Annotated in this window: 13 protein-coding genes; 7 read left to right on the top strand and 6 right to left on the bottom strand. The window is 63.5% G+C overall.

The annotated features are described in order from the left end of the window. The first annotated feature begins 62 nt into the window (after window positions 1–62). The 3 genes from J1C52_RS10340 to clpX all read left to right on the top strand — a co-directional run bounded on the left by J1C52_RS10340 (window position 63) and on the right by clpX (window position 3,179). Complete coding sequence (locus J1C52_RS10340) at window positions 63–1,013, top strand: Gfo/Idh/MocA family protein (RefSeq protein WP_227427864.1); 951 nt, start codon at window positions 63–65, stop codon at window positions 1,011–1,013. A gap of 125 nt (window positions 1,014–1,138) precedes the next feature. Continuing rightward, window positions 1,139–1,762: an ATP-dependent Clp protease proteolytic subunit gene (locus tag J1C52_RS10335; RefSeq protein ID WP_227427863.1), complete on the top strand. Its 624-nt coding sequence runs from the start codon at window positions 1,139–1,141 to the stop codon at window positions 1,760–1,762. 154 nt (window positions 1,763–1,916) lie between these two features. After that, on the top strand, window positions 1,917–3,179 hold the full coding sequence (clpX, locus tag J1C52_RS10330) for an ATP-dependent Clp protease ATP-binding subunit ClpX (protein ID WP_227427862.1): 1,263 nt from the start codon (window positions 1,917–1,919) through the stop codon (window positions 3,177–3,179). A gap of 74 nt (window positions 3,180–3,253) precedes the next feature. Here the strand turns inward: clpX and J1C52_RS10325 are convergent, their stop codons facing one another. From J1C52_RS10325 to J1C52_RS10315, 3 genes are read right to left on the bottom strand one after another with little or no spacing between them, the layout of a single operon-like run. Then, the gene (locus J1C52_RS10325; RefSeq protein ID WP_227427861.1) at window positions 3,254–4,243 is read right to left on the bottom strand and encodes a methyltetrahydrofolate cobalamin methyltransferase; all 990 of its coding nucleotides are present in this window, start codon (window positions 4,241–4,243) and stop codon (window positions 3,254–3,256) included. Window positions 4,244–4,264: 21 nt separating this feature from the next. Continuing rightward, a complete protein-coding gene (locus J1C52_RS10320; RefSeq protein ID WP_227427860.1) occupies window positions 4,265–5,176 on the bottom strand; it encodes a methylenetetrahydrofolate reductase in 912 nt (303 codons plus the stop codon). A 39-nt stretch (window positions 5,177–5,215) separates the two neighbouring features. Further along, window positions 5,216–5,512, bottom strand: a complete 297-nt coding sequence (locus J1C52_RS10315; protein ID WP_227427859.1) for a virulence factor — start codon at window positions 5,510–5,512, stop codon at window positions 5,216–5,218. 161 nt (window positions 5,513–5,673) lie between these two features. Between J1C52_RS10315 and J1C52_RS10310 the strand changes: the two genes are divergently transcribed. The 3 genes from J1C52_RS10310 to J1C52_RS10300 all read left to right on the top strand — a co-directional run bounded on the left by J1C52_RS10310 (window position 5,674) and on the right by J1C52_RS10300 (window position 8,379). Beyond that, window positions 5,674–6,813 carry a Ppx/GppA phosphatase family protein gene (locus J1C52_RS10310; protein WP_370633257.1) on the top strand — a complete coding sequence of 380 codons (1,140 nt, stop codon included), beginning with the start codon at window positions 5,674–5,676 and terminating at the stop codon, window positions 6,811–6,813. Window positions 6,814–6,823: 10 nt separating this feature from the next. Beyond that, complete coding sequence (locus J1C52_RS10305) at window positions 6,824–7,549, top strand: RlmE family RNA methyltransferase (RefSeq protein WP_227427858.1); 726 nt, start codon at window positions 6,824–6,826, stop codon at window positions 7,547–7,549. A gap of 77 nt (window positions 7,550–7,626) precedes the next feature. Continuing rightward, on the top strand, window positions 7,627–8,379 hold the full coding sequence (locus J1C52_RS10300) for an alpha/beta hydrolase (RefSeq protein WP_227427857.1): 753 nt from the start codon (window positions 7,627–7,629) through the stop codon (window positions 8,377–8,379). Here J1C52_RS10300 and J1C52_RS10295 read toward each other — a convergent pair. Both J1C52_RS10295 and J1C52_RS10290 read right to left on the bottom strand, forming a co-directional pair. Then, complete coding sequence (locus J1C52_RS10295; protein WP_227427856.1) at window positions 8,371–8,757, bottom strand: cell division protein ZapA; 387 nt, start codon at window positions 8,755–8,757, stop codon at window positions 8,371–8,373. The two genes, J1C52_RS10300 and J1C52_RS10295, sit on opposite strands and share 9 nt — an antisense overlap. Continuing rightward, window positions 8,750–9,238 carry a hypothetical protein gene (locus tag J1C52_RS10290; RefSeq protein WP_227427855.1) on the bottom strand — a complete coding sequence of 163 codons (489 nt, stop codon included), beginning with the start codon at window positions 9,236–9,238 and terminating at the stop codon, window positions 8,750–8,752. Before J1C52_RS10290 ends, J1C52_RS10295 begins: the two co-directional genes overlap by 8 nt. A gap of 238 nt (window positions 9,239–9,476) precedes the next feature. Between J1C52_RS10290 and tkt the strand changes: the two genes are divergently transcribed. Next, window positions 9,477–11,498 carry a transketolase gene (tkt, locus tag J1C52_RS10285; protein WP_227427854.1) on the top strand — a complete coding sequence of 674 codons (2,022 nt, stop codon included), beginning with the start codon at window positions 9,477–9,479 and terminating at the stop codon, window positions 11,496–11,498. 95 nt (window positions 11,499–11,593) lie between these two features. On the opposite strand, the gene ispG is transcribed toward tkt, so the two are convergent. After that, complete coding sequence (gene ispG / locus J1C52_RS10280; RefSeq protein ID WP_227427963.1) at window positions 11,594–12,724, bottom strand: flavodoxin-dependent (E)-4-hydroxy-3-methylbut-2-enyl-diphosphate synthase; 1,131 nt, start codon at window positions 12,722–12,724, stop codon at window positions 11,594–11,596. Window positions 12,725–12,784: the final 60 nt, after the last annotated feature.

Genomic DNA, 12,784 nt, shown 5'->3' with positions numbered 1-12,784 from the left:
CCCCGCCCTTGCGCAGGCGTTTGGCCCCGCTATGGTAGCGCCAACGTAGCGGGAGGCATGTCATGCGTTGGGGAATTCTGGGGGCCGCGAAGATCGCGCGCACCGATCTGGCACCGGCCATGCAACTGGCGCGCGGGGCAGAGCTTGTCGCCCTCGCCACGCGCGACCCGGCCAAGGCTGGCCCCTTTCAGGCGCTTGCCCCCGGTTTGCGGGTGCATGACAGCTACGACGCGCTGCTGGCCGACCCGGATGTGGACGCGGTCTATATTCCCTTGCCCAATGACATGCACGTGGACTGGTCCATCCGTGCCGCGCAGGCAGGCAAACATGTGCTATGCGAGAAGCCCATCGCGCTGCGGGCCGAGCAGATCGACCACCTGATTGCCGCACGCGACGCGACGGGCAAGCTGATCGCAGAGGCGTTCATGGTCGCCCACCACCCGCAATGGACCCTTGTGCGTGACCTGCTGGCACAAGGCGTGATCGGGCGGCTGGAACATGTCGAGGGCTGCTTCACCTATACCAATCGCGACTTGGGCAATATCCGCCATGACCCGGCCAAGGGCGGCGGCGGTTTGCGCGATGTGGGGGTCTACCCGTGCATCACCGCGCGCATGGCCACGGGTGCCGAACCCACGCGGCTGCGGTCCGATATCCGGCTGCAAAACGGGGTCGATATCTTCGCCCGTGTCTGGGCCGATTTCCCGGATTTCACCATGTCGTTTTACTGCGGCATGATGCAGACGCGCCGCCAGCACATGGTCTTTCACGGCCAAGACGGCTGGATCGAACTGTCGGCGCCCTTCAATGGCCATGTCTATGGCGATGCGCGGGTCGAATGGCTGTCAGGCGGCGTGTTGCACATGCAGCGCTTCAACAATGTCGACCAATATGCGCTGATGCTGGAGAATTTCGCCGCCAGCGCCGCAACAGGCGCGCCTTTCGCCTGCCCGCTGGAGTTTTCGCGCGGCAACCAGGCCATGATCGACGCGATTTTCGACGCGGCCGGGTAGCGCAGTGTTGCGCCGGGTCAAACTTGGCCAGCGCCCCTTGCGACCCGCCCGACGCAGCACTAAGATTCAATCAACCAATAGACGGTATCACCGACCCTGACAGGGCCAAGAGGAAAGCAGGCGCAATGAACGATCCAGTCCAAACCTATATGAACCTTGTCCCGATGGTTGTGGAACAGACCAGCCGGGGCGAGCGCGCGTATGACATTTTCTCGCGCCTGCTGAAGGAACGCATCATCTTCGTGAACGGCCCGGTGCATGACGGCATGGCGTCGCTGATCGTGGCGCAGCTTCTGCATCTGGAAGCGGAAAACCCCTCGAAAGAGATTTCGATGTATATCAACTCCCCGGGCGGATCCGTCATCGCGGGGATGAGCATTTATGACACGATGCAATATATCAAACCGCCCGTGTCCACGCTTGTCTGCGGACTGGCCGCGTCCATGGGGTCCGTGATCGCACTGGGTGGCCAAAAGGGGATGCGCTTCTCGCTGCCGAACTCGGAATTCCTGGTGCACCAGCCCTCTGGCGGCAGCCAGGGCACGGCGGCGGACATCCTGATCCAGTCGCGCCATATCGAACAGACGCGCGAACGCTTCTACCAGCTTTACATGCGCCATACCGGCCAAAGCTATGAAACCGTGCAACAGGCACTGGACCGCGACAAGTGGATGACCCCGGAAGAAGCCAAGGACTGGGGCCATATCGACGAGATCGTGACCTCGCGCGCCGACGCCGCAGAGGGCTGATGCCCAAGGCGCACTCGGCCTTGCGCGCAAACATCGGGGGCAATGCAGTTTTGCATTGTCCCTGCCGTGCGAGTGACCTAGGCTTGCCAGCTAGAAGGCCGGTCAACGGCTCGACCCAAGATCCCTATCGCAGACCAGACCGCAGAGGTGAGTGATGCCGACTTCCGAAACAGACAGCAAGAACACGCTTTACTGCTCGTTCTGCGGCAAAAGCCAGCACGAGGTCCGCAAGCTGATCGCGGGCCCGACGGTGTTCATCTGCGATGAATGTGTCGAACTGTGCATGGACATCATCCGCGAGGAAACGAAATCGGGCGGGCTGAAAACCACCGATGGCGTGCCCACGCCCCGCGACATCTGCAACGTGCTGGACGATTACGTCATCGGGCAGGAACAGGCCAAGCGCGTGCTGTCCGTGGCCGTGCACAACCATTACAAGCGGCTGAACCATTCCGGCAAAGCCGGCGAGGTGGAACTGTCCAAGTCGAACATTCTGCTGATCGGCCCGACGGGCTGCGGCAAGACGCTGCTGGCGCAAACGCTGGCGCGCATTCTGGATGTGCCCTTTACCATGGCCGACGCCACCACGCTGACCGAAGCGGGCTATGTGGGCGAGGATGTGGAGAACATCATCCTCAAGCTGTTGCAAGCCAGCGAATACAATGTCGAGCGCGCGCAGCGCGGGATCGTCTATATCGACGAGGTCGACAAGATAACCCGCAAGTCCGACAACCCGTCCATCACCCGCGACGTGTCGGGCGAGGGCGTGCAGCAGGCGCTCTTGAAGCTGATGGAAGGCACCGTCGCCTCTGTGCCGCCGCAGGGCGGGCGCAAGCATCCGCAACAGGAATTCCTGCAAGTGGACACGACGAACATCCTGTTCATCTGTGGCGGCGCGTTTGCGGGTCTGGACCGGATCATCGCGCAGCGCGGCAAAGGGTCTGCCATCGGCTTTGGGGCCGATGTGAAGGATGAAAGCCAGACCACCGTGGGCGAGCGCCTGAAACAGCTGGAACCCGAAGACCTGCTGAAATTCGGCCTGATCCCGGAATTCGTGGGCCGTCTGCCCGTGACCGCAACCTTGACCGATCTGGACGAGGATGCGCTGGTCACGATCCTGACCGAACCCAAGAATGCGCTGGTCAAGCAGTATCAGAAACTGTTCGACATCGAAGGCACCGACCTGACATTTACGGATGAAGCGCTGCGCGCCATCGCCAAACGCGCCATCGAACGCAAGACCGGCGCGCGCGGGCTGCGCTCGATCATGGAAGACATCCTGCTGGACACGATGTTCGACCTGCCGGGGATGGACAATGTCAGCGAAGTGGTCGTGAACGAAGAGGCCGTCACCTCTGACGCGAAACCGCTGCTGATCTATGCCGACAGCAAGAAAGGCGCGGCCAGCGCAAGCTGACCGACGCCCTGCCCCAGACATCAAGAAACCGCCCGGACATGTCCGGGCGGTTTTTTTACAATCCAGAGGGTGGCTTAACCCCGCGCGCGCCGCCCGCCGCGCCGCCCGCCGGTGCGCGCGCCCGCGTCCATCGCCGCGCGCGAAGCGTCGGCGAAGCTGACACCCTCGCCCATCGCGTCCATCACCTTGGTCAGCCCGATCCATGCGCCGCCATTCGCGTCATGGTTCATCAGCAGGTTCGCCGCGCGGATCGCTTCCATTTCCTGCGCGCGCACCGGGTTCATGATGGCGCTGGTCATACCCGCGCCGATCGCCATGGGCAGAAACGCCGCGTTGATCCCGTGCCGGTTCGGCAGCCCGAAGCTGATATTCGACGCGCCGCAGGTCGTGTTCACGCCCAACTCGTCGCGCAAGCGCCGCACCAGCGTGAACACCTGATGCCCCGCCGTCGCCATGGCCCCGATGGGCATGACCAGCGGGTCCACAACGATGTCATGCGCGGGAATGCCGTAATCGGCAGCGCGCTCGACGATCTTCTTGGCCACGGCAAAACGCACATCGGGGTCTTCGGAAATGCCCGTGTGATCGTTGGAAATGGCCACCACGGGCACGTTGAATTTCTTGACCAGCGGCAGGATCGCTTCCAGCCGTTCCTCTTCACCCGTCACCGAATTCAACAAGGGCCGGCCGTTACAGGTCTCCAACCCGGCCAGCAACGCGGCGGGCACGGAAGAGTCGATGCACAAGGGCACGTCCACCAGCGCCTGCACCCGCGCGCACAGATCGCGCATCAAGGGCGGCTCGACAAAGTTGTTATCGGCATAGCGCGGATCTTCGGCCATCTTGTTGGAAAACACCGCGCCCGAATTGATGTCCAGCACATTGGCCCCGCAGGCGACCTGCTCCAGCGCGTCACGCTCGACGGTGGTGAAATCGCCCGCCTCCAGCTCTGCCGCCAGCTTCTTGCGGCCCGTGGGGTTGATGCGCTCGCCGATGACGCAAAACGGCTCGTCAAAGCCGATGACAACGGTTTTGGTGGCGGATTCGATGACGGTGCGGGTCATGCTCGGTCCAATCGCAAAGGGTTAGATGGCAGGGCGCGCAGCCGCGCCGCCATGGGTTGCGGTCCAGTCGGTGCTGGCCTTGATGCCGCCCAGCGGGAAGACATGCAGCTTGTCGACCGCGAAATCGGGATGCGCAGACTTGTGGGCGGCCAAGGCCTGCACCAGCTCTGTCGGCTCGAACGGCAACAGCAGCTTAGAGACATCCTTCGCGCGTTTTTGCAGCACGCGCAAAGACGGCCCAACCCCGCAAGCCACGGCGAATTTTATCAGCGTTTGCAGCTTCGCCGGTCCCGCCACGCCCAGATGCACGGGCAAGGTGATGCCTTCCTCGCGCAGGCGGTTGCCCCAAGCGATGATCGGCGCGGCCTCGAAGGCGAATTGGGTGACAATGGCCATCTCCACGCCCGTGCTGCGTGCGAATTCCTGCTTCCAGCGCAGCGCGTCCATGACCACGCGGTCCTGCCCTGCGGGTTCGATATCGCGGTTGCCTTCGGGGTGGCCCGCGACATGCAGGCGGTCGAACCCGTCGAACAGGCCCGTCTCCAGCAATTGCATGGAATTGTCATACACACCTGCGGGCGTCGCAACACCGCCGCCCAGCATAAGCGCCTGACGCACACCCACATCGCGGTAGCGCGTAACCCAATCGGCCAGCTCTGCCCGGTTGTGGATAATGCGCGCGGGGAAATGCGGCATGGGCGCCATGCCCTCGGCATGAAGGCGCGCAGCGGTGGCGACCATCTCGGCAATGGGCGTGCCGTCTATATGGGCAACATAAACGCGCGTGCCCAAGGGCAGAAGCGCGCGGAAATCCGCGATCTTTTCAGCCGTGCGCGGCATGACTTCCAGTGAAAAGCCCCGCATCAGCGCGGCGACCGCGCCCGTCACGGGCGGCGCCATCTCTACCGGGCGGCGGAAATTCAACAGTCCCATCAGCATCCTCCCAAGCGAAAGCCGTGCCACCTTGAGCGCCTATGCCCAACCATCATTGGCGATCAGCGCGCGCAGCCTGTCTGCGTCATACTCTTGTTCCAGCCGGGCAGCGGTGGCGCTTGCGACCTCTTCATCGCTGCCAGCGACCTCGACCGGGTCGGCCTTGCGCCAATCGGCCAGGTAAGCGTCGGCATCTTTCGCGCCCACCTTCATGGCGCAGCGGTCGATGGCTTGCTCGAACCGCTCGGACAGTTGCAGCTTGCGCGCGCGACGGCCCTGCCCCGCGATAACCTGCGCCGGAATGTCGCGCCAATAGACGATCACAAGCTGTGCCATGCCCTGCCCTTTTTCGCATTCATGCCCCCTTGTTAGCGCGGATGGCCAAGACGGCCCGTGCCAAATCCGACCTTGCACCCGGCAGGGGCGACCCAAGCTAAGCCTTGCGCGAGGGGCGGCGCTGGACTACCTTGAGCCTAACATGAATTGGAGGGCGATAGATGACGCCCCAGCGTCCCGCAGGCGCGGGCACGCCCCCGACACCAGAAGGCCCGCCAAGCGGCGCGGCCCGGACATCGTCAAAGGCCCCGCGCCACCCCGGATCTGCGCCGCTCTACGCGGCCCTGGATCTGGGCACGAATAGTTGTCGCATGCTCATTGCGCGCCCCAAGGGCGGGCAATTCGAAGTCGTGGACAGCTTTTCCAAAGCCGTCGAACTGGGCACGGGGCTGGAAAGCTCTGGCCTGCTGTCGCACAAACCCATGCAACGCACGTTGCAAGCCTTGCGCATCTGCCGGTCCAAGCTGGAACGCCATGATGTGCGAAAAATGCGGCTGGTCGCGACCGAAGCGTGCCGCCGCGCGCGCAACAGCCGCGATTTCATTCGCCGTGCGCAGCGCGAAACCGGGCTGAAGCTGGACATCATCACCGCAGAGGAAGAGGCGCGGCTGGCTGTTGTGTCCTGTGCCTCGCTCGTGGCGCAGGATACAGAGCAATTGCTAGTCATCGACATTGGCGGCGGGTCCACCGAACTGGTCTGGATCGACTTGTCGCGCGTGGCCCCGGACGAGCGACGCAACGCTATCTTGTCCATGTATCAAGGTGCCTTCAACCGCGAGAGCCTGCCCGGCAAGCCGCGCGTGGTCGACTGGATCAGCGTGCCCTTGGGCGTGGCCACGCTGAAAGACTATTTCGCCGATGTCGATGACGACGCCGCGCGCTTCGCGCTGATGAGCTGGTATTTCGAAGAGCAGCTAGAGGCCTTCACCCCCTACGCCGATGCGACGCCGCACAAGGCGTTCCAGATCATCGGCACCTCCGGCACCATTACCACTGTCGCGGCCAGCTACCTGCGGCTGAAGCGCTATGACCGCAACAAGGTCGACGGGCTGGTGATGAACTCAGGGCAGGTCGATAGCGTGATCCGCGAATACCTTGCGCTCGGCCCCATCGGGCGGCGGCAAGACCCGCGCATCGGGCGCGAGCGGCACACCCAGATCATGTCGGGCGCGGCCATTCTGACCGCGCTGATGCGGGTTTGGCCGACGGAACGCATGTCGGTTGCCGATCGCGGCTTGCGCGAGGGGCTGCTTTACGCGCAGATGAGCGGCGATGGCGCGCTGGACCTGACCCAGAATTGAGAGTTGAGACATGACGGGCAAGAACACATCCGGGCGCGGGCAACGTGACCTGAAGGTCAAGGTCAAGACCGCGCGCGGGCGCAAGCTGTCCTCGACCCGTTGGCTGGAACGGCAGTTGAACGACCCCTATGTCGCCGCCGCGCGGCGCGATGGCTACCGGGGGCGCGCGGCCTACAAGCTGTTGGAACTGGACGACAAGTATCGCTTCCTTGTGCCCGGCGCGCGGGTGGTCGATCTGGGCTGTGCGCCGGGCGGCTGGCTACAAGTGGCCGTGGTGCGCGTGAATGCCTTGGGCGAGAAAAAGGGCAAACGCGTGGGCACCGTGCTGGGCGTGGACCTGCAAGAGGTGGAACCCTTGGCCGGTGCCACGGCCCATGTGCTGGATTTCCTCGAAGATGGTGCCGACGCCAAGGTCAAGGACTGGCTGGGCGGCAGCGCCGATGTGGTCATGTCGGACATGGCGGCGGCCTCTTCTGGTCACAAGCAGACCGATCATTTGCGCATCATGGCGCTATGTGAGGCGGCGGCCTATTTCGCCTTCGACGTGCTGGAAGAGGGCGGCACCTTCGTTGCCAAGGTTCTGGCCGGTGGGGCCGAGGGCGAGTTGCAGCAACTTCTGAAGCAGAATTTCCGAAAGGTCGCCAATGTGAAACCGCCTGCCAGCCGGTCGGATTCGTCAGAGAAATACGTCGTCGCAACCGGGTTCCGAGGCCGTGCAGAGGACGACACGGCTTAAAGATTCGCGATTTTTGGCGGCATTGGCTGTCGCGCGCCCTGCGCCACAGAGTTGGGCATAATCAATTGTCATTGCTGATGAAAATCTTGATCGCTGGCGCGGTTCTCTATGTCGCTTTCGTGGCGGCACTTGCATTTTTTCAACAATCGCTTGTTTTCCCGCGCCAGATGGTCGGCCCGCCCCCCGCGCTGCCCAACCAAACCGAACGCCTGACGCTGAATCTGGGCGACGCAACCCTGCATGGCGTGCGCATTCCGGGCCGCGACCCTGCGCGCCCCACGATCCTTGGCTTTCCCGGCAACGCGTGGAATGCAGAGGCGATGGCGCTGTTCCTGCACCAAATCGCGCCCGCACAGGATGTGGTCGTTTATCATTACCGGGGCTATGCGCCCTCGACCGGCAGCGCTTCGGCCCAAGCGCTGATGGCCGATGCGCTGGCGATCCATGACAGCCTGACTGGCCCGGTGGCGGCGGTGGGGTTCAGCATCGGCAGCGGCGTGGCGGCCCATCTGGCGGGCGCGCGGCGGCTGGACCGCGTCATCCTCGTCACGCCTTTCGACAGTCTGGCCAAGGTGGCATCAGACAGCCTGCCCTTCCTGCCCGTGCGCTGGCTGTTCCGGCACGACATGCCCGCCGCACAGGACATGCAGGCCAATCAAGCGCCCGTCACCCTGTTCATCGCCACGCGCGACGAGGTGATCCCGGCCCCGCGCTCGAACGCACTGGCCGATACCCTTCCAAACGCCTCCATGACCCGCCTGAACGCGGGCCATAACGACATCTACAACCACCCGGAACTCGTGCCCGCCCTGCGCCGCGCCTTACGCTGAGGCGCGGCTTTCCATATCCTCGGCCACCGCTTCGGCGCGCGCGGCCAGTTCCGACAAAGCGTCGGTCAGGTCCTGCGGCACCACCGGCACCTCGACCTTTTGCGCCGGGCGCGCGTGCAGGCGCGAGATTTCCTCGCGCATGGAGTCGATCTGCGCCTCGGCCTCTTTCAGCTTGTCCTCGACCGCTGCGGTCTTGTCGGCCAGCATCAGCCCCGACATCAACAACATCCGCTCGGCCGGCACGCGCCCGATCTGCTCCAGCAATGTGCGCGCCTCGGCATCCAGCATGGCGGCGGCTGCCAGCAGGAACTGCTCTTCACCGGGCTGACAGGCGACTTCGAAATCCTTGTTGCCGATCGTGATTACTTGTTCAGGCATCGCGCCCCCCTGCCCCCATCAGTGGCTTCAATTCGCCCAAGACATCTTCCATCTCGGCCAGTTCGGCGGCGCGCTCGGCGCGCAAGGCTTCCAGTTCCGCCACGAGCGAGCGGTTGATGGCGCTGGGTTCGACGACCTGCGCCTCGACCCCTTCGCGCAATTGGCGATTGGCTTCGATCAGCTTGGAATTGGCTTTCTTCAGGCGCAGCATCTCCAGGCTTTGCAAATCAAGCTGTTCGGTCATCCGCGCCAGCCGCCGCTCGAGCGAGGCGACAGAGCTGTCCTGACGCTGGCGCACGGCATTCACCCGCTCTGTCAGTTGCGCGGTCTTGGCGCGCTCTGCCTCCAGCGCGGCTTGGAGCGCAGCGCTATCGCCGTCGCCCGCCGGGGCTGCGGGTGCGGCCGACAATTTGCCCGCCGCCGCCGAAATCCGGTCCAGCGCGCGTGCCAGCCGGCTTTCCATCTGTTTTATATCCGTCATGCCTGCTCTTTCCCAAATAGCGCTTTCACATGGCCGAATCATTCCATGCAGGGTATGGCAACCCACGCCGCACAAGCCTACCCCCAAACTTTTGGCTTTCCAACCTTGGGCCAAGTTCAGAGGCAGGCGACACGCGGTTTCGGGCCGCTCTTGGTTGCACTCAAGGCGCAAGCCCGTATGATCGCCGTCGCGGATTGATACCGCTAACATCGCCCTGTCCAGCCGAGGAAGACCAGACGTGGATATTGCTGCCCTGAAAACCGCCGATCCCGACCATTGGAAAAAGGCCACCGCCATCCGTGCTTTGGCCATGGATGCCGTGCAAGCCGCCAATTCCGGCCATCCGGGGATGCCGATGGGCATGGCCGATGTGGCGACCGTGTTGTTCGAGAAGCACCTGAAATTCGACGCAAGCGCCCCCGACTGGGCCGACCGCGACCGGTTCATCCTGTCGGCAGGTCACGGGTCGATGCTGATTTACGCGCTCTTGTACCTGACCGGCTACCAGCAGATGACGCTCGATCAGATCAAGAATTTCCGCCAATGGGGCGCGATCACTGCCGGCCACCCGGAATATGGCCATGTTGACGGTGTGGAAACCACGACCGGCCCCTTGGGTCAGGGCATCTCCAACGCCGTGGGCTTTGCCATGGCCGAAGAAAAGCTGCGGGCCGAATTCGGGCCGAAGGTGGTCGACCATTACACCTATGTCATCGCGGGCGATGGCTGCCTGATGGAGGGGATCAGCCACGAAGCAATCGGTCTGGCGGGCCACCAGAAGCTGGGCCGCTTGATCGTGCTGTGGGACAATAACGACATTACCATCGACGGGCGGGTATCGCTGTCAGACCGCACCGACCAGCGCGCGCGTTTCGCTGCCGCTGGCTGGAAAGTGCTGTCCTGCGACGGGCATGACGCGGCCGATATCGACCGCGCGCTGACCGAAGCCAAGGGCAGCGACCGCCCTGTTTTGATCGACTGCAAGACCGTCATCGGCTTTGGCAGCCCGAAAAAGGCCGACACCTCTGGCGCGCATGGCTCGCCATTGGGCGATGCAGAGATCGCCGCGACCAAGGCCGCCTATGGCTGGGAACATGGCCCGTTCGAGATTCCGGCCGATGTTCTGGACGCGTGGCGCGCCATCGGGTCGCGCGGGGCGAAAGCCCATGAAGAGTGGAAAACCCGCTTCGCCGCCCTTTCCGCCGCCAAGCAGGCCGAATTCACTCGCCGCATGACGGGTGCACCCGCCAAAAAGCTGGAAAGCGCAATCCGCGCCTTCAAAAAGCAGATCTCGGAAAGCGCGCCTTCGGTTGCCACCCGCAAATCCTCGGAGATGGTTCTGGAAGTGGTCAACAGCGTTTGCCCCGAAACCATCGGCGGCTCTGCCGACTTGACCGGGTCCAACAATACCAAGACAGCAGGGTTGGGCGTGTTCTCGGCTGACGACCGCAAGGGCCGCTATGTCTATTACGGTATCCGAGAGCATGGCATGGCGGCGGCGATGAACGGGCTGGCGCTGCATGGGGGGCTGAAACCCTATGGCGGCACTTTCCTGTGCTTTACCGATTACGCGCGCGGCGCGATGCGTCTGTCGGCGTTGATGGGCGTGCCCGTGACCTATGTCATGACGCATGACAGCATCGGGTTGGGCGAAGATGGCCCGACGCACCAGCCGGTCGAACATCTGGCCATGCTGCGCGCGACGCCGAACACGAACGTCTTCCGCCCCTGCGACACGGTGGAAACCGCCGAGGCGTGGGAACTCGCGCTGACCAACGCCCGCACGCCGTCGGTTCTGGCGCTGACACGGCAAAACCTGCCCACCTACCGCACCGAGCACAAGGTCAAGAACCTGACCGCCCAAGGCGCTTACGTGCTGGCCGATGCGATCGGCAAGCGCCAGGCCATCCTGATGGCGACCGGCTCCGAGGTGGAAATCGCCATGAATGCGCGCGAGATGTTGCACGCCGAAGGGATCGGCACGCGCGTTGTGTCCATGCCCTGCTGGGAGCTGTTCGAAGAGCAGCCAGAGGCCTATCGGCGCAAGGTTCTGCCCGCAGGCCCGGTGCGTGTCGCGATCGAGGCCGCGATCCGCTTTGGCTGGGACCGCTGGCTTTATGGCGAGCGCGGTCGGCGCGAGAAATCGGGCTTCATCGGGATGCATGATTTCGGCGCATCCGCCCCGGCCCCCACGCTTTACAAAGAGCTCGGGATCACGGCGGAAGATGTGGTCGCGAAGGTCAAATCGCTGCTGAAATGAAGGGGCCGCGCGCCAGCGCGCCCTTTCCCTGGGAATAGACTTAAAAGGGCGGCCCAGCGGGCCGCCCTTTTTCCGTTGGATCAAACATCGTCAGACTATTCGGCAGCCTCGGCAGCAGCGCGCGCCGCCTCGATCTCGGCCGCCTTCTTTTCGACCTGTTCCACGATATGGTCGACCATCTGGTCGTTGCTCATCTTGTGGCTTTGCTTGCCCGCCAGATAGACCATACCCGACCCGGCCCCGCCGCCGGTAAAGCCCACATCGGTCATCAGCGCCTCGCCCGGCCCGTTCACCACGCAGCCGATGATCGACAGGCTCATCGGGGTCTTGATATGGGCAAGGCGCTCTTCCAGCACCGAGACGGTCTTGATGACATCAAACCCCTGCCGCGCGCAGGACGGGCAGGAAATGATGTTCACGCCGCGGTGCCGCAGACCCAGAGATTTCAAAATCTCGTAGCCGATCTTCACCTCTTCCACCGGGTCGGCCGACAGCGACACGCGGATCGTGTCGCCGATCCCCATCCACAGTAGGTTGCCAAGGCCGATGGCGGATTTCACGGTGCCGGAAATCATGCCGCCTGCTTCGGTAATCCCCAGATGGATCGGCGCATCCGTCGCCTCGGCCAACCCCATATAGGCGGCAGAGGCCAGGAACACGTCCGAGGCTTTCACGCTGATCTTGAACTCGTGGAAATCATTGTCCTGCAAGATGCGGATATGGTCGAGGCCCGACTCGATCATCGCATCCGGGCACGGCTCGCCGTATTTTTCCAGCAAGTGCCGCTCCAAAGATCCCGCATTCACCCCGATGCGGATGGAACAGCCATGATCGCGCGCGGCCTTGATGACCTCGCGCACGCGCGATGCGTCACCGATATTGCCGGGGTTGATACGCAGGCAAGCGGCACCGGCCTCTGCGGCCTCGATCGCGCGTTTGTAGTGGAAATGAATGTCGGCCACGATGGGCACCGGGCTTTCACGCACCACCTCGCGCAGCGCGCGGCTGGCGTCGGTGTCAGGCACCGACACGCGGACGATGTCAGCCCCGGCTTCGGCACAGGCCAGCACCTGCTTGATCGTTGCCGCCGCATCGCCTGAATCGGTGTTGGTCATGGTCTGCACGCTGATCGGCGCGCCGCCGCCCACCGGCACTTTCCCGACCATGATCTGACGGGATTTGCGGCGCTCGATATTACGCCAGGGGCGGATATGGTTGTGGTCCATCATGCAAGCCTTGTGCCATGCGGGTTTGCCCAAAGACATAAACCAAGAGGGGCGCTGCGA

The sequence above is a fragment of the Roseibaca sp. Y0-43 genome, assembly GCF_020667835.1.
Lineage (GTDB): Bacteria > Pseudomonadota > Alphaproteobacteria > Rhodobacterales > Rhodobacteraceae > Roseinatronobacter.
This window is presented reverse-complemented; position numbering and strand designations above follow the sequence as displayed.